Consider the following 16249-nt stretch of genomic DNA (forward strand, 5'->3'; position numbering starts at 1 on the left):
CCCGCACGTCGCCCGCCCCGTCCGGCCCCGCGAGCCGAGCCGGCCGCGGCTCCGGCGGGTCATCGGAGCCCTCTCCGCCGTCGCCGTTCTTTTTGACGCCGATCAACCGAATGGACGTTATACCAACAGTTTAAATTTTTAAGCTTTCGCGGCCGGTGCGCGGGGCGTAGAGACGAGACAGGGAGGGTGCCGGAGAGGAGATCGATGGCAGTGACCATGTTGACGCGGGAAACAGTGGGAACCCTTTCCGAGGGGGTGGCGGTCCCTTCCTACGACCGGTCGGAACTCACGGTCGGCATCGTCCACTTCGGGGTGGGCGGGTTCCATCGCGCGCATCAGGCGATGTACCTCGATCGGCTGATGGACGCGGGAAAGGCACACGACTGGGCGATCTGCGGCGCCGGGGTCCTGCCCGGCGACGCGCGGATGCGAGACGCGCTGACCGCGCAGGACGGTCTTTACACGCTCGTGGTGAAACATCCCGATGGAGCCCTGGAGGCCAGGGTCATCGGGTCGATCATCGAATACCTGCTCGCCCCCGACGATCCGGAGGCCGTCATCGGGAGAATGACCGATCCGGCGGTACGGATCGTGTCGCTCACGATCACCGAGGGCGGCTACAACATCCATCCCGTCACCGGCGGGTTCGACGCCGAGGCTCCCGCGATCCGAGCGGACCTGGAGCCCGGCGCGACCCCGGCCACGGTGTTCGGGCTCGTCACCGAGGCGCTGCGCCGCCGCCGTGCCCGGGGGGTCGCGCCGTTCACCGTCATGTCGTGCGACAACATCCAGGAGAACGGGGACGTCGCGCGTCGCGCCTTCACGGCGTTCGCCCGGCTCGCCGACCCCGATCTCGCCGTCTGGATCGAGAGCGCCGTAGCGTTCCCCAACTCGATGGTCGATCGCATCACTCCCGTCACCACCGGCCAGGATCGCGAGACGGTGGCCCTGAGGTTCGGCGTCGACGACGCCTGGCCGGTCGTCTGCGAGCCGTTCGCACAGTGGGTGCTCGAAGAGCGTTTCCCCGGGGGACGGCCTCCCTACGAGGAGGCCGGCGTCCAGGTCGTCGCGGACGTGGAACCGTACGAGTTGATGAAGCTGCGCCTGCTCAACGCCGGCCACCAGGCGATCTGCTACCTCGGGTACCTCAGCGGGTACCGGTACGCCCACGAGGCGGCCACCGACGCCGCGATCGCGAAATTCCTCCTCGACTACATGAACATCGAGGCCACGCCGACGCTCCGGCCGGTGCCGGGCATCGATCTGGACGTGTACAAGCGGACCCTCGTCGAGCGGTTCTCCAATCCCGAGGTGCGGGACACGCTCGCGAGACTGTGCGCCGAGTCGTCGGACCGGATCCCGAAATGGCTGCTCCCCGTCGTGAGGGAGCAGCTGGCGCGTGGCGGGGAGGTCACCCGCGCGGCCGCGGTGGTGGCGAGCTGGGCCCGCTACGCCGAGGGGGCCGACGAATCCGGTGAGCCGATCGAGGTCGTCGACCGGCTGAGGGACCGGCTGACGGCCACCGCGAGAACGCAGCGCGAGCATCCCACGGCCTTCATCGAGAACCGGGACCTCTTCGGCGACCTCGCGGATGATCGGCGGTTCGTCGAACCGTACCTGCGCGCGCTCGAATCGCTGCACGTGAGGGGCGCCCGTGCGACGGTGCGGGAGCTCGCGGGGCTGGAGGTGCGCGCGTGACGTACGGGTCGTCGTCGGCACGGCGCCCCGATCGGCGGTCACGACGAGGTCATTCCCCGACGAGGCAGAAGGGGTGGCCCGCGGGGTCGGCGTAGATGCGCCAGCGGCGGGTGGCGTCACCGGAGTCGAGGAGTGTGGCGCCGAGGGCGAGGACCTGCCGCTGGGCCTCGTCGAGGTCCTCGACGTCGATGTCGAGGTGGAACTGCTGCGGGCGGGCGGGGTCCGGCCACAGCGGCGGGCGGTGATCGTCAACGCCCTGGAAGGCGAGCACCATGCCGGTCTTGAGGTGGAGGGTCGCCCAGTCGTCGTCGAGCGACCACCGGGGGTCGGGCTGGTTGACCGTCCCGCCCAGGAGCGCCCGGTAGAAGTGGGCGAGTTCCAGGGCGGCCGGACAGTCCAGCACCACGCACTGCAGATTGCCGATCACGTCTCTTCTCTTCCTTCCGGGGGTGGGGCGGGCCACTGTGATGGCGCAGGCCCGTCGCTTCCCAGGGTGAGGCCGCCACGACTGTCACAGGTCAGTTGTTGGTCATGACGTTGCTGACGCCTACGAGACCGGTCGGTTCGGGTCAGCTCTTCTCGATCCTCGTCTGAGGACGAGCGGGGGGAGCCGTGTTGGAGGCGGTGAAGCTGCCGAGGAAATTCAGCGCCTCCTCGGCAGGACTTCCGGGCGGGGCCGTGTAGATCACGAGGAGGTGGTGAGCGGGGCCGGGGACCTGAAAGGTCTCGTAGTTGAGCGTCACGTCTCCGACGGTGGGATGCCGGAAGCGCTTGGGGCCGTGGGTCTTCTCGTGAACGTGGTGGCCGGCCCACAGCTTGCGGAAGGTCTCGCTGCCCAGTGACAGTTCGCCGACCAGGCGAACGAGTTCCGGGTCGTGCGGGTGACGTCCGGCGGCCATGCGCAGGATGCCGACCGTGGTGCGCGCGGCTTCGTCCCAGTCGAGGTGGATCTGCCGCGCGTCAGGGTCCAGGAAGATCCGGCGGGCCATGTTCCGCTCGTGTGCCACGAGGTTGGGGAAGTCGGCGATCAGCGCGGCTGCCAGCCGGTTCCAGGCCAGGACGTCGTTGCGGTCGTTCATGATCATGGCGGGGATGGTCGGGATGGCCTCGACGACCTGCCACAGGGCGGAACGCAGCACGTCGCCCCGTCCGCTGACCGCTGCCGTCACCGCGGCGCGGCGGGGCGGCCGGGCCAGGTCGTACAGATGCGCGCGTTCGGCGGACCCGAGCCGCAGTGCCCTGCTGAGCGCGTCAAGGACCTCATCGGAGGGGTGATCGGCGCGCCCCTGCTCCAGCCGTACGTAGTAGTCGGTGCTGAGCCCGACAAGTTCCGCGACCTCCTCGCGGCGCAGGCCGGGCACGCGGCGGCGGCCGGTCGCCGGCAGGCCCACGTCCGCGGGTGACACCAGGGCCCGTCGGGCCCGGAGGTAGTCACCGAGGCTGGTGGCGATCGTGTTCGTGTCAGCCATACGCCCCAGTATGGGGGCACCGTCAGGGGCGCGACCGTCGGAAGGTGGCCCTGTCATTCCCAGGGAACGGCGGTCTCTTCATCCACCGACGGCACTCGCAAATGATCGAGGGCATGTCCACACCACCCTCTCTCAACGGCACACGCCGGCCCGATCCGGATCGCACTCGCAGCGCGAGCGGCCCTGGATCCGCCCCGTCACTCGAACCGGCCTCAACCCGACCCGCGGACGACAGCGGGCACGGCTACCTGCCCACGGTGGTCGCGGTCGCGTCCGCCAGCATGATGCTGCCGTTCTCCGTGACCGGGGCCGCGGTGGCCCTGCCGAGCATGGCGGCGCACCTGGGCTCCTCGGTCGGCGCCGCGCAGTGGATGCTGAACGCCTTCAACATCACCTTCGCCGCCCTGCCGCTCGCGGCCGGCGGCCTCGCGGACCGGCTCGGCAGGCGCCGTGTGCTGCTGACCGGCATCGCACTGGTCGGCGCGCTATCCCTGTTGATCGCGCTGGCGCCTTCGATGGCCCTGGTCGATGCGGCCAGGGTGGTCCAGGGATGCGGGGCAGCGGCCGTTCTGGCCTCGGGAGCGGCGGTGCTGGCCCACTCCACCTCCGGGCGGCGCCGGCAGCTGGCCTTCGGGTTCCTCGGCACCTCCTTCGGTACGGGCCTGGCGATCGGACCGCTGGTCGCCGGGGCCCTGGTCGAAGCGGCCGGCTGGCGGTCGGTTTTCCTCCTGGTCGCGGCCATGTCCATACCCGCCTGGCTGTGCGCGACCCGAGCTCCGGAATCTCGCAACCCCGCCCGGCCTGCCCTCGACGTGGCCGGGCTGGTCACCTTCACCGCCGGGCTGGCCTGTCTGTCCTTCGCCTTCGTCCAGGCCGGGGCCGCAGGCTGGAGCGCGCCGAGCACCCTGCTGCCGCTCGCCGCCGCCGTGGCGCTGGTCGCGCTGTTCGCCGTGGTGGAGATCCGCCTGGCCGACCGTGCGATGTTCGACGTCCGCCTGTTCCGCAGGCCCGAGTTCGTCGCGGTGGTCTGCCAGCCCTTCACGGTCACCCTTGGCTTCGTCGTCCTGCTGGTCTACCTGCCCGCCTACCTCCAGGGCGTCGCCGATCGCACGATCTTGGCCAGCGGACTGCTCCTGCTGCCGATGACCGCCCCGGTCCTCCTCCTGCCGCTCGCCGCCGGCCAGCTGGCCGCGCGCACCTCCGTGCGAGCGGTGCTGACCTGCGCCTCCGCGCTGATCGTGGCCGGTGCCCTGCTCCTGGCGACCCTGCACAGCAACGGATCGTGGCTGGCGCTGGCGCTTCCCCTGCTGCCCTTCGGCGCCGGTGTGGGTCTGGCGTTCGGGGTCATGGACAACGCCGCCGTCAGCACCGTCCCGGTCGAGAACGCCGGGGCCGCAGCGGGCATCTTCAACACGATGCGCATCACCGGCGAGTCCGTCGCCATCTCCGGCGCCGCGGCACTGCTCACCACGCTCACCGCCGCCCGGTTGAGCGGCAGTGGTCTCTCCTCCGGTTCCGCGACCCGCATCGCCGGGCAGGCCGTCCAAGGTCAGGTGGCCGGAACACATCACGCGGCCCTGGCCGCAGGCTTCACCGGCGCCTTCCACACCCTCGGCCTCATCCTCGCGGCCCTGTCCACGTTCGGCGCGGTCTTCACCTACCTCGCGCTCGCACCCCATCGCACCCCATCGCGCCACTGAACAGCCATGACGCCCACACCGCGACGCGCCCGCCGACCGGAAAGACACTCGTGACCCACGCGCCCCCAACCACCACCGCCCGCACGCCACAGGCCGTCCGTGTCCCCGCTCCGGGCGGGCGTAACCACCATCATGACGATTGTTCATGAATAGGTCATAAAAAGGTTTTAACGGGCGCTCGGTGGCCTCCGGGGGTAGATCTTTTCCCTGCACTGTGTCATATGGAGGCACTGTGTGCTTAAAGTCCCTTCATGCGTTTTGCTCCCTTTGTCCCGATTTTTGCTGTACTGATCGCGAGTATGGCCTCGCCCGCATGGGCCATCACCAACGGGTCCGCCGACGAAATCGCTCATCCGGAGGTCGGGGCCGTCCTCGGCCATAAGCCGAACCCCGACGGCACGTGGTCCTACTGCACCGGCACGCTCATCTCGCCGACGGTCTTCCTCACCGCCGCTCACTGCGGAAACCCGGGGGAGAAGAATGCGCGGGTCTCGTTCTCCAGCCGTTACAAGCGCGGGGACAAGGTCTACACGGGCCGTTACGTGCCCGACAAGCGATTCAAGGAAAAGCGAGATCTCTACGACATGGCGGTCGTCGTCTTCAGCACCCCCATTCCGGATATCACGCCCGCCAAGCTGCCCACCGAGGGCATGCTCGACCGTCTCAAGGCCGATGACAGCCTGAAGACCTCGCGATTCACCCCGGTCGGATACGGCGCGCTGGGGCCGGTCAAGGGGACGCACGGGAAAGAGTTCGACTACAACGACACCCGTAACCAGGCGTCCATCTCCTTCAAGAAACTCACCCGTGCGTGGCTCGAACTGTCGCTGGGTTCCAAGGACGACGGCAGCACCTGCTACGGCGACTCGGGCGGCCCGAACTTCCTGGAAGGAGCCACCACCGATCTGCTCGTGGCCACGACGATCAGCGGGGACGACGACACCTGCAAGTCGACCAACTTCGACTACCGCCTGGACACCCCTTCGGCCCGGCAGTTCCTCGGCAAGTTCGTCACGCTTCCCTGACCACGCCCCGCCGGGACCTGATCCCTGACCCGGCCCTTCCGGGAGCGAGGCTCCCTCGGCCTCACCGGCCTCGGTCCACGACCGACCGTCACGCCGCCCTGCTCTTCGGCGCTCCTCGGCGCTCCTCGGCCTCCTGGGCTTCGGTCCATGACCGGCCGTGGCCACAGGCGCCACCACGGCGGCCGAGCCGATGAGCACAACCGATGACACCCGTCATGGCATGAGAAACCTCTCACGCCATGGCGGGTGTCGCGGTGTCCGGCCCAGGTTTTTCGCACGCGTGGTGATCGTCCGCATCGCGGATACGAGATGGCGACCGTTGGGCGAGATGGAGATCCTCTCCTGTCCGGATCAATGGGGCGGGATGATGATCGCGTGTTGATTGAGCGTGTTCGGTCGTTGTGGGCGGGTTTGACGCGGATTCCGGTGGAGTTTCCTCAACCTGGAGAGACCCGCGTGGTGGTCTCGCCCGAATCGCTGCTGTGCCCACCGGGCTGGATGGGCATCGTGCGACTCGGAGGGGCGACGCTCGCGACCGTCCCGGAGCCCGGGATGGTCGATCGGGTACGGCATGCCCTGCGGCAGCGGGACCCGGTTGCCGTGCTCAAGCCGGCGGGAACGCTTGGCCCGGCCTGGCTGTCCTATCTCGACCGCGCCGACTTCGTCCCGGTCGGCGGTGAGGTGGAGCGGTTACCGGTTGACCATCCGGCGGTCAGGAAGCTCATCGCCGAGGTGGACCGGGCGGAGGCGGACGAGGCCGGGCTGGACGAGATCACGTCGGATGCCTTCGTCGTCAGGGACGCGGCCGAGGTGATCTCCGGCTGCGGTTACCGGCCGTGGTCGGATACGGCGGCGCATCTGTCGGTGTTGACCGCTTCGCATCGGCGCGGCCAGGGGTACGCGCGGATGGCCGCCTCGGCGGCTGCCCTCGACGCGCTCGACCGTGGGCTGATGCCGCAGTGGCGAGCGCGAGTCGATCCGTCGCGACGGGTGGCTCGGGCTCTGGGGTTCCGTGAGCTGGGAACGCAGCTCAGCCTGCGGTTGCCCGCCGAATGAGAGGGAGATCCTCCAGCGGCTCACGATGAACCTCCGGGCGGGCCGTCTCGCAGGACGATGAGGGGGATGAGGATTGAGGCCGCCTGGGGCGGATCGCCGTCCGTGAGAGCCGGGGGCTGATGAGAGCGGGGTCTGGTGGGAGCAGGGCCTGGTGAGAGCGGGGTCTGGTGGGAGCAGGGCCTGGTGAGAGCGGGGTCTGGTGGGAGCAGGGCCTGGTGAGAGCGGGGTCTGATGAGAGCCGGGCCTTGTGAAAGCGGGGTCTGGTGAAAGCGTGACCTGCTGAGAGCGTGGCCTAGTGAGAGCGGGGTCTGATGAGAGCCGAGCCTGCTGAAAGCGTGGCCTCGTGCGAGAAAATGATGGGCGGAATATCACGAATTAAGGCCATTACGGCCTCAGGTGGTGACGCTCCTATCTCGCTCTCGTCGACTGAAAAATGTACGCCATGCCGTTGTGGGTCATCGGCTGGATTCATTGCCGAAGCCGAAATCGTGATCTCTTCCGAGATGTAACCCTCTGCTTTCTTTCTCCCTAATGATCCCGGACCAAGGCTTTGTTCTCTCTGGGGAGACCACTCATATGCCCCTCAACTAGCGTCTTTAGTAAGGACGCCGATTCGGCATATTTCCGGGAAACCGAGACGGTGCCCTGTAAGTCCAGGCGGTACGCCGGGATCAACCACCAGACACGGAGTGATTTTCATGTTGAAGCAGTTTCTCGCCGCCGGTACGTTGGCGGCCGCCGGCCTCGTCGTCGCCATGACGGTGTCGGCCCAGCCCGCCGGTGCGAGCGCGGTGACTCAGGAAGCCACTGTCACGTCGGTGCTCACGAGCGGTGGCAGTGCCTACCACGACCCCTACGACCCCACCTACCCCTGGGGCGGTGGCTACCTCCACCGCAATGCCTACGGCCCGGGTTACCACGTCCACCCGGGCAACCCCTGGGGTAATTACGGATACTACGGCCGCAATTACTAGAAATGGCCCGGTATCAGCAGTAAATAACGACCGGTCGGTGCGGTGATCGAATACGTCCACCGGGTTCGGAGAATCGCGACCTCGGATGGCGGCCTCGGCAAGGCGATGATCGACGAACGCGCCATGCCTCACGGTCACCGCACCGGTGAGCGGCGCCGGCCACGGCTGATCGCGTCCGGTTCCCGCTCGTCGTCCATGGCACCTCGGGTGGGCCCGCCCGAGGTGCCGGCCCGGCGGGGAGAACATGAACGCGACGGACCTCGGATCCGAACCGCTGTGCCCGTGATCTTGGGATCCATGACGGTCGCCGGCGACGCCGCTCCTTCTCGGCGGTGAATCCGCCGCTTCGCGCACATCGAGGAAGAACCGCGGAGGTGACGTGAGACGGAGGCCGGTCCGTGGACTCGAACACATGCGGCCTCGAACACATACGGCCTCGGAAACATGCTGCACTGTCCGGAACCGCGGTGGGATTCACCGCCGGGATTGGATTCGCAACCCTCACTCCGAAGGCGCTCTTCGTCTTTCATTTTCCGTGATGATCCCGGACCAAGCCTTTGTTCTCTCTGGGGAGACCACTCATATGCGCTCAACTAGCGTCTTCAGACAGGACGCCGATTCGGCATATTCCGCGAACTCGGTAGGCGCTAGGTAACTCCAGGCGGCACACCGGGATCAAACATCGGACACGGAGTGATTTTCATGTTGAAGCATGCTCTTGTCACCGGAACATTGGTGGCTTCCAGCCTCATCCTCGCTATGACGATGTCGGCCCAGCCCGCCGGTGCGAGCGGGATGACCCAGAAAACCGCCCCCGTATCTGGATTCCTGAATGATCCCCCTCCCGGCGGCCGCGATTACCACGGCCATCCCGGTGGCCATCCCGGTGGCCCGCCCGACTGGCGTCCCGGCGGTCGGCCTGATTGGCACCACGGGGGCTGGCCCGACTGGCACCACGACCATCACTGGCACGGCAGGCCCGACTGGTACCACGGTCACGGCCACGGTCACGGTCACGGCCACGGCCACGGCCACGGTCACGGCCACCGAGGCCCCTTCAACCAGTAGGGCCGTGGTGACAGGCGGCCCGGCGAGAGCGGTGACCGACCGGTGATTCAGGGCGCGAGCGGCGCCGGACGTGGCAGGCCACGTCCGGCGCCGCTCGTCGCCTCACGGGACCCCGGCGGACCCGCCGGATCTCCGGCCCGGGGCGAGAAGCGCTCCGCGGGCACGTGATCGTACGGGCACCCGCCGGCGTCAGTGCCCCGCATTCAGTGCCCGCATCCGGCGTACTCGTCGAGGCGCCAGAACATGACGGCCAGCATCAGCGGGAACATCGCCACGTGGGCGATGACCATCAGGCCCTCGCCGTCGATGAGGCCCAGCCACAGCAGCGGGAAGAGCGGCAGGACCGGGACGAACATGGAACCGCACATCTCCAGGGTGCGGGCCCAGCCGTGGCCGCGGTAACGCATCCAGACGGCCATGCCGACGGACATGTTGAACGCCATCAGCAGGTAGGCGAGCTCGGGGTCCCGCTCGTGGGAGAAGCCGAGCCCGGCGGCGGACAGAAGCATCCCGAGGACGGCCATCCCGGCGAACATCGCGATGATCATCTCGACGTAGTGCCAGGCGAATCGCCCCCATCGGCGTCGGGTGGCCGGTGCTGTCTGAGTCATGACCCAACTGTGTCGCCGTACCGGCCGCGCGCCCAGGGAGGCGATTGTGCGGGTCTGGAAACTTGGGCACCCTGTCCTTTCTGACATAGATTCGCCTCATGATCGAACGGCGCATCGTCGTCGTCGGGTACGACGCCGCAGAACTGCTCGACATCGCCTGCGTGACCACGAGCCTGGAGAGCGCGAACTGGCACGGCGCCACGCCCGTGTATCGCGTGCGCCTCGCCACCCCGGGGGGCCATCCCATCACCTGCGGCACCGGTCTGACGCTTCAGTCCCAGGAGGCGCTCGAACGGATCACCGGACCGCTCGACACGCTCGTCGTGTCGGGGGGATCGGACACGAGGCGGCGGCGGGCAACCAGCTGATCATCGGTCACGTCCGCCGTCTGGCACGGGAGAGCCGTCGTATCGCGTCGGTGTGCACGGGGGCAGCCGTCCTGGCCGCCGCCGGTCTGCTCGACGGCCGGCGCGCCACCACCCACTGGCAATCGGCGCCCGTCCTCGCCGCCCGCCATCCGAAGGTCGTCGTCGACTCCGACCCGATCTTCATTCGCGACGGGAACACCTACACGGCGGCCGGCGTCACCAGTTCCCTGGACCTCACCCTCGCCTTCGTCGAAGAGGACAACGGCGCCGAGCTGGCACGGCGAGTGGCCAGGCACCTGGTGACCTACCTGCAACGACCCGGCAACCAGGCGCAGATGAGCATGTTCACCGCCGCCAAGCCGTCTGCGAACAGCCTGGTCAAGCACAGCGTCGACCACATCACGGGCCACCTGGACGCCGACCTGACCACGGCCGCGCTGGCGGTCCGCGCGGGCGTGAGCGAACGGCATCTGACCCGGCTGTTCCTCAAACACCTCGGACGGACACCGGGCCGGTTCGTACGGCAGGCCCGCACGGAGGCCGCCGCGCACCTCCTGGTCTCCACCTCCCTGCCCATGGCCCGCGTGGCGGCCCGCTGCGGGTTCGGGACGGCCGAGACCATGCGCCAGGCGTTCGTCAGCCAGTACGGGGTCCCGCCCTCGCGATACCGATCCACGGCGACGTCCACGGTTGGTTCGTGACGCGGGCCGCGTGGCGTCACCGCGGATCCGCTCCCTGACGCCTCTCAGGGGGTGATCGTGTGAACGTGGACGGCGGAGGTGGAGGCGGAGGCGGTCACCGCCGAAGGGTGGGCGGCGCCCACTCCCCAGATCTTCTCCGGCGTCCTGGCCAGCGCGTTCAGGGACACGCGCCCGCCGAAAACAGCCGGGGTGGACACCGACGACGACCCGTCGGCGGCGAGCGACAGGATCGCGGTGGTGGGAGTGACCGCGTCGGGGTCGCCGTCGGCGGGCCGGACGATGACCTGGGCGCCGCCCCGCCCGTCGGACACGGCCTCGCGGAGCGACCACCGGGGAGGGACGGTCACCGCGCGCCACGAACGGCCGTCCCAATGCGCCGCCACGGGGAGGCTCCGCGATTCGCCCTCGCCGGATTCACCGGGACGCTCCGCGCGGGAGCCGAAGATCCAGACGTCGTCCTCGCCGCCGGTGACCAGGTTCTCCAGCCGCAGGTAGTGGCTCTCGTCGTCCGGCGGGAAGATCCCGTCGAGGGAGACGCGCGTCCAGCGGGTTCCGTCCGAGCGGAAGACTCCCGTGGTCTGTCGCGGGCCCTCCCCCGACAGCCCGACCGCCCACAGGGTGCCCGGCGCGGTCGCGCCGATCGCCAGGCCGAGCACCCCGCCGGGCAGGGGAGTCCTCCGCCAGCCGTCCCCGTCGAAGAACCAGGTCACGTTCGCGTCCTCGGCGGGAAGGGCCCAGACATGCGTGCGATCCAGCACCTCGATCTGCCGCATCGCGAGCGGGAACTCCTCGGAGAGCGTCCACCGGACGCCGTCCCAGTGGAAGGCGGACGAGGACCTCTCGGTGCCGGCGAGCATCCAGACGTCGTCCGGCGCGGCGGATCCGGCGTCGACGACCGACCCCTTGAGGCCGTCCGGCAGCGCGCTTCTCACCCACTGCCAGCCGTCCCACCTGAGCGCGAACGGAGCACCTTTCCAGGTCTCGGTCTGCCCGAACGCCCACGCGTCGTCCTCGGCGGGAGCCACCACGCGCGACAGCGAGTCGAAGACGCCGTAGTCCGCGAGGTGGGCGAGCCTCCACGGCTCGCCCACGAGCGGAACGGTCACCGGGTCCTTCCCCGTGGCCGGGCTGTCGGGATAGAGGTAGTCGAACGCGCCCGTCACGTACTTCTCGTCCTCGGAGGGCGAGGACGAGGGACTCGCCCCGGGTGTGCCCGTCGCGGTCGTCGCGGCGCTCGCCGGGCTCTGTCCCGCCGGCGACTGCCGGCCCGCCGAGCCGCAACCGGCGACCGACAGGCCGAAAACGGTGATCAGCACGACGGGTCCCTTGAGTTCACGGAGCATCTCGTGATGATAGGAGCCGATGCCCCGGCACGGTCGCCCGTTCACCGGATCGCCGTCACGCGCGCACGGCCCCCGGCGGGCGGTTCGACGCCGGGTGAGGGGGTCCCGGAAGGTCGTGATCGTGCGCCGTGTGGAATCGGGATGATTTTTTTCACGAGTGTCCGCCAGGATGTCGAGAAGGCGGAGGTGTGCTTCTACCTACGGGTGAGGGCGTCGACGAGGGCGCACGAACGTGAAGGGCAAGGACATGAAATACATGCTGTTGATGCAGTTCAGCGCGCAGAGCGACCTCCAGCCGATGGACACCTGGCCCGCGGAGGACGTCAAGGCCCACATCGAGTTCATGCACACCACGAACGACAGGTTCGTCGAATCCGGTGAGTTCGTGGACGCGCAGGGCCTGGCGAGTCCGGAGCAGGCCAGGATCGTGCGGGCGGCCGGTGAGGGCGTCGCCCCCGTCGTCACGGACGGCCCGTATCCGGAGACGAAGGAGTTCCTGGTCGGCTACTGGATCGTCGACTGCGAGAGCATGGAACGGGCGATCGAGCTCGCCGCGTACGTCTCGGCCGCGCCCGGGCCCGGCGGCAGGCCGTTCAACATGCCGATCGAGGTGCGCCAGGTGATGTCGGCCGCTCCCGAGGGGATGTGACCCGCTGAGCGGTCCGGCCGTGGACGACCTGCTGCGCGAACTCGCGCCGCGGGTCGTCGGCGTGATCACCCGGCGTTTCGGAGATTTCGCCGCCGCCGAGGACGCGGTCCAGGAGGCGCTGCTGGACGCCGCCGCCCAGTGGGCCGAGGAAGGCGTGCCCGGCAACCCGATGGGCTGGCTCGTCCAGGTCGCGTACCGCCGGATGATCGAGCAGGTGCGCAACGAGCAGGCGCGGCGACGCCGTGAGGAACGGGTGGTCACGCAGACGCCCTCGGACCGGCGGGTGGCGCCACCGGCGGACGACGTCCACGAAACGGATCGGGACGACACGCTGATCATGCTGTTCATGTGCTGTCATTCCGAGCTGACCCCGGCCTCGGCGATCGCCCTCACCCTGCGCTCCGTGGGCGGCCTGACCACGGCCGAGATCGCCAAGGCCTTCATGGTGCCCGAGCCGACCATGGCTCAGCGGATCAGCCGGGCCAAGCAGCGCATCAAGGCGTCCGGCGTCCCGTTCCGCCTGCCGGCCCCCGGCGAACGGGCGCGGCGGCTCGCCTCGGTGCTGCACGTGCTGTACCTCATCTTCAACGAGGGCTACGCCGGCAGCGCCGGCCCCGACCTGCACCGCGTGGAGCTGTCCCGCGAGGCGATCCGGCTGGCCAGGATGCTTCACGGCCTCCTCCCCGACGACTGCGAGGTGGCCGGACTGCTCGCGCTGATGCTGCTCACCGACGCCCGGCGTCCCGCGCGGACCGGCGCGGGCGGCGTCCCGATCCCGCTGGCGGAGCAGGACCGGAGCCTGTGGGACGGCGAGGCCGTCGCGGAGGGGGTCGCGCTCGTCACCGCGGCCCTGTCCAGGGGGTCGGTCGGCCCCTACCAGCTCCAGGCGGCGATAGCCGCGGTCCACGACGAGGCGGCGACGGCCGAGGAGACCGACTGGCCGCAGATCCTGGCGCTGTACGGCCTGCTGGAACGGATGTCCGACAATCCCATGGTCTCGCTCAACCGCGCGGTCGCCGCCGCCATGGCGCACGGCGTCGCGGTCGGCCTCGACATGCTCGGCACGCTCGACGACGAGGGACGGCTGGCGGGGCACCACCGCTTCTACGCGGCCAGGGCCCACCTTCTGGAGATGGCGGGCGACCCGCGGGCGGCCGTCGACGACTACCGGGCGGCGGCGAGCCGTACGACGAGCCTCCCGGAACGCGACTACCTCATCACCCGCGCCGCCCGGCTCGCCGCGGCGGATCAGCCGAAGTAGGGCGGTCCGCCGACGGTCCGTCCCGGCCGTGCCGTTCCGGGAGCACGGGGAGACCCGCCCGCGGTCACACGAACCGGCCGGAGCGTCAGCCGGTGACCAGACGCTGGAGCGCGGGCGCGTAGAGGTCGGCCAGGTGTTCGGGGGTGGCATGCGCTCCGGCGCCCGAGGGGTGGAGGCTGAGGGTGGCGCCCAGGCCGAGGAGCTGACCGGCGATCAGCTCGGCCCGCAGGACGGGCTCCGGGCCGGTGAGCAGGGTGGCCAGTCGCGAGGTGACCTGCTCGCGGAAGCGATCCCGCAGGAGGGAGCGCTCGTCGCTGTTGCCCAGGGAGAACACGACGCGCAGCAGCGGATCTCCCCGCTGCTCGCGCCGGCTGCGCACCACCGTCAGCACCAGGTGCCGGCCGAGCGTGCCGAGGGGCGCGGCGAGGAGTTCGTCGGCCGCCGGCTCGAAGTCGGCGACGGTGTTGAACAACTGCTCCTTGCTGCCGAAGTACTTGACGATGAGCGACGCGCTCACCCCCGCGTCGGCGGCGATGCCCCGCAGGGTCACCTCGGCGTACGGGCGCAGGGCGAACGCCCGCCGGGCCGCGCGCACGATGGCGTCGCGGCCCGTGCCGGCGTCCGTGCCGGTGGCGGCTCCGGTGTCCGCCGCCTCGTCGGTGGTATGCCCGGTCATGCGCGCTCCTGGGCGAGTGTCGTCGGCGGGCGCTCCACAGCGTCCGCAGTCCGGTCCTGTCCGACGGTACCCGGATCCCGGGCCGGTCGGCCCGGCAGACACAGCGTGACGACCAGGGCGAGGAGCGCCGCGCCGGCGGCGATGAGGAAGACCAGCAGGTAGGCGTGGAGGGTCGGGGCGGTACGGCCGCCGGCCTGGAAGGTGATGTTGGCCAGGACGGCGGCGACGACCGAGCTGCAGAAGGCCTGCCCGATCGATCGCATCAGCGTGTTGAGGCCGTTGGCCGCGCCGGTCTCGCTGACCGGCACCGCGCGCATCACGAGGGCGGGCAGCGCGGAGTAGGCGATGGCGGTGCCCGCGGCCACCACGGTGGCGCCGAGGATGATCGTCCACAGCTGGTGGCTGGTGAAGAAGCGCACCACGTAGCCCACGGCCATGAAGGCCGCGGCCAGCGCCAGGGTGACCTTGGGGCCGTAGCGCGCCGACAGCCTGGCGGACACCGGCGACAGCGCCACCATCGCGAGGCCGCCGGGCAGCAGGCACAGGCCGCTGACGACGATGGACGCGCCGAGGCCGTAGCCGGTGCTCGTGGGCTCCTGCACCATCTGCGCGGTGACCAGGGAGTTGGCGTAGAAGGCGAAGCCGATCAACAGGGCGGCGAGGTTCGCCAGCAGCACCGCGGGCCGGGCCGACACCCGCAGGTCGACGATGGGGGAGGGGACGCGCAGCTCGTAGACGCCCCAGAGCAGCCCGGTCACCACGGCCGCCGCGAACAGCCCGAGGGTGCGGACGGAGGTCCAGCCCCAGTCACCGCCCTGGGTGACCGCCACCAGCAGGCAGACCAGGGCGGCGGACAGGCCGATGGTGCCCAGGACGTCGAAGCGGCCGCGCGAGCGCAGCGGCGACTCGGGCACGCAGCACAGCACCAGCACGATGTCGAGCAGGCCGATGCCGGCCGACGCCCAGAACATGATGTGCCAGTCGGCGTTCTCGACGACGAGGGCGGCGACGGGCAGCCCGACGGCCGCGCCGATGCCCAGCGTCGCGCTCATCAGCGCGACCGAGGACAGCATCCGGTCGGGCGCGAGTTCGTCCCGCATGATGCTGATGCCCAGCGGCACGACGGCCAGCGCCGCGCCCTGCAGGGCGCGTCCCGCGATGAGCACCCCGATGTGCGAGCTGAGGGCGCACATCGCGGAGCCGACGACCAGCACGCCGAGGGAGACCAGGAGCACCCTGCGCTTGCCGTACATGTCGCCGACCCGTCCGAGGACGGGGGTGCAGACGGCGCCGGTGAGCAGGGTGATGGTGATCAGCCAGCTCGCGGCGGTGGGAGTGCTGCCGGTGAGCCGGGGGATGTGCGGCAGGAGCGGCACGACGAGCGTCTGCATGACGGCCACCACCACCCCGCAGAACGCCAGGACACCGACGAGAAAACGGGGGTGGGGGGCCTCGACGGGCTCGATCGTCGCTTCGGGCACGGTTCTCCGTAGGTCGTTGGACGGGGGTGCACAACTGTTCACCTCTAGGGTAAACGCCCGTACACCCCAGGTGGGACGCGGGTGGAGAAATCTGGACAGAAGACCGGCGGTACGAACCGGTCGCGCCCGCTCCTAAACTGACCTGCCGGATGCATCGCGAGCCGGCGGT

General features: G+C 69.7%; 15 protein-coding genes. 9 read left to right on the forward strand and 6 right to left on the reverse strand.

Annotated elements, in window-relative coordinates; genetic code table 11:
* Positions 1–204 precede the first annotated feature (204 nt).
* Entirely contained in the window at positions 205–1698 is a 1494-nt protein-coding gene (locus J2853_RS38975; RefSeq protein ID WP_307566218.1) for a mannitol dehydrogenase family protein, read from the forward strand.
* A gap of 49 nt (positions 1699–1747) precedes the next feature.
* Here the strand turns inward: J2853_RS38975 and J2853_RS38980 are convergent, their stop codons facing one another.
* Together J2853_RS38980 and J2853_RS38985 are read right to left on the reverse strand one after the other, a co-directional pair.
* Positions 1748–2125 (reverse strand): VOC family protein, encoded by a 378-nt coding sequence (locus J2853_RS38980; protein ID WP_307566219.1) that lies wholly within the window; start codon positions 2123–2125, stop codon positions 1748–1750.
* Between the two features lie 142 nt (positions 2126–2267).
* On the reverse strand, positions 2268–3167 hold the full coding sequence (locus J2853_RS38985) for a helix-turn-helix transcriptional regulator (RefSeq protein ID WP_307566220.1): 900 nt from the start codon (positions 3165–3167) through the stop codon (positions 2268–2270).
* Between the two features lie 113 nt (positions 3168–3280).
* Between J2853_RS38985 and J2853_RS38990 the strand changes: the two genes are divergently transcribed.
* The 4 genes from J2853_RS38990 to J2853_RS39005 all read left to right on the forward strand — a co-directional run bounded on the left by J2853_RS38990 (position 3281) and on the right by J2853_RS39005 (position 7922).
* On the forward strand, positions 3281–4867 hold the full coding sequence (locus tag J2853_RS38990) for an MFS transporter (protein WP_307566222.1): 1587 nt from the start codon (positions 3281–3283) through the stop codon (positions 4865–4867).
* 251 nt (positions 4868–5118) lie between these two features.
* Complete coding sequence (locus tag J2853_RS38995; RefSeq protein WP_307566224.1) at positions 5119–5892, forward strand: trypsin-like serine protease; 774 nt, start codon at positions 5119–5121, stop codon at positions 5890–5892.
* Positions 5893–6270: 378 nt separating this feature from the next.
* Positions 6271–6948, forward strand: coding sequence for a GNAT family N-acetyltransferase (locus tag J2853_RS39000; protein WP_307566226.1), 678 nt, complete (start codon positions 6271–6273; stop codon positions 6946–6948).
* 698 nt (positions 6949–7646) lie between these two features.
* On the forward strand, positions 7647–7922 hold the full coding sequence (locus tag J2853_RS39005; RefSeq protein ID WP_307566228.1) for a hypothetical protein: 276 nt from the start codon (positions 7647–7649) through the stop codon (positions 7920–7922).
* Positions 7923–9193: 1271 nt separating this feature from the next.
* Here J2853_RS39005 and J2853_RS39010 read toward each other — a convergent pair.
* Positions 9194–9601: a hypothetical protein gene (locus tag J2853_RS39010; RefSeq protein WP_307566230.1), complete on the reverse strand. Its 408-nt coding sequence runs from the start codon at positions 9599–9601 to the stop codon at positions 9194–9196.
* Positions 9602–9699: 98 nt separating this feature from the next.
* On the opposite strand from J2853_RS39010, the gene J2853_RS39015 reads away from it, so the two are divergent.
* Positions 9700–9969, forward strand: coding sequence for a type 1 glutamine amidotransferase family protein (locus tag J2853_RS39015; protein WP_307569057.1), 270 nt, complete (start codon positions 9700–9702; stop codon positions 9967–9969).
* 2 nt (positions 9970–9971) lie between these two features.
* On the forward strand, positions 9972–10670 hold the full coding sequence (locus J2853_RS39020; RefSeq protein ID WP_307568963.1) for a GlxA family transcriptional regulator: 699 nt from the start codon (positions 9972–9974) through the stop codon (positions 10668–10670).
* Positions 10671–10714: 44 nt separating this feature from the next.
* On the opposite strand, the gene J2853_RS39025 is transcribed toward J2853_RS39020, so the two are convergent.
* Positions 10715–12013 (reverse strand): hypothetical protein, encoded by a 1299-nt coding sequence (locus J2853_RS39025; RefSeq protein ID WP_307566232.1) that lies wholly within the window; start codon positions 12011–12013, stop codon positions 10715–10717.
* A 247-nt stretch (positions 12014–12260) separates the two neighbouring features.
* Between J2853_RS39025 and J2853_RS39030 the strand changes: the two genes are divergently transcribed.
* Both J2853_RS39030 and J2853_RS39035 read left to right on the forward strand, forming a co-directional pair.
* Complete coding sequence (locus J2853_RS39030; protein ID WP_307566233.1) at positions 12261–12662, forward strand: YciI family protein; 402 nt, start codon at positions 12261–12263, stop codon at positions 12660–12662.
* A gap of 19 nt (positions 12663–12681) precedes the next feature.
* Positions 12682–13923 (forward strand): RNA polymerase sigma factor, encoded by a 1242-nt coding sequence (locus J2853_RS39035; protein ID WP_307566235.1) that lies wholly within the window; start codon positions 12682–12684, stop codon positions 13921–13923.
* 85 nt (positions 13924–14008) lie between these two features.
* On the opposite strand, the gene J2853_RS39040 is transcribed toward J2853_RS39035, so the two are convergent.
* Together J2853_RS39040 and J2853_RS39045 are read right to left on the reverse strand one after the other, a co-directional pair.
* Positions 14009–14599 carry a TetR/AcrR family transcriptional regulator gene (locus tag J2853_RS39040; RefSeq protein WP_307566236.1) on the reverse strand — a complete coding sequence of 197 codons (591 nt, stop codon included), beginning with the start codon at positions 14597–14599 and terminating at the stop codon, positions 14009–14011.
* Positions 14596–16080: an MFS transporter gene (locus tag J2853_RS39045; RefSeq protein ID WP_307566237.1), complete on the reverse strand. Its 1485-nt coding sequence runs from the start codon at positions 16078–16080 to the stop codon at positions 14596–14598. The genes J2853_RS39040 and J2853_RS39045 overlap by 4 nt, the downstream gene beginning before the upstream one ends.
* Positions 16081–16249 lie beyond the last annotated feature (169 nt).

Source organism: Streptosporangium lutulentum (assembly GCF_030811455.1).
Classification (GTDB): domain Bacteria; phylum Actinomycetota; class Actinomycetes; order Streptosporangiales; family Streptosporangiaceae; genus Streptosporangium; species Streptosporangium lutulentum.